We start from the raw sequence: 356 nt of genomic DNA, 5'->3' as shown, positions 1-356 counted from the left end.
CGGTGCCGCAGATCGCCGTCTTCTTGATCTTGATCAGCACGTCGTTGGGGCCGATTTCCGGCACCGGCACCTCTTCCATCCAGATGCCCGGTTCGGCCTTGGCCTTCACAAGCGCCTTCATCATGTTCGACATCAGGATTTCCCTATTCCGTGATTGCGCTTCTGGCGAGATAGCCTGCACAACGGGAAGGTAGGCCACTAACTCGTTTGAACGTCCGGAATGGTCAGCCCCGCCTGCTCGGCCTCGCGGCGCAAATTCTGACGGAGCCTGGGGCCGATCTGCTGGATCACCAATCCGGCTGCCAGTGAGCCAAGGTCGCCGCAAGTCTGCAGGTCGCGGCCTTGCGTGTAGCCAT

General features: G+C 60.7%; 1 pseudogene. It reads right to left on the bottom strand.

From position 1 onward, the window contains the following. Positions 1-133, bottom strand: a pseudogene (gene tdh / locus EOB80_RS34350) (L-threonine 3-dehydrogenase); the annotation flags it as partial. Between the last annotated feature and the right edge of the window lie 223 nt (positions 134-356).

Source organism: Mesorhizobium sp. M7A.F.Ca.MR.245.00.0.0 (assembly GCF_003997415.1).
Classification (GTDB): Bacteria; Pseudomonadota; Alphaproteobacteria; order Rhizobiales; family Rhizobiaceae; genus Mesorhizobium.
The sequence above is the reverse complement of the archived record's forward strand: the minus strand, read 5'-3'. Positions and strand labels throughout refer to the sequence as shown.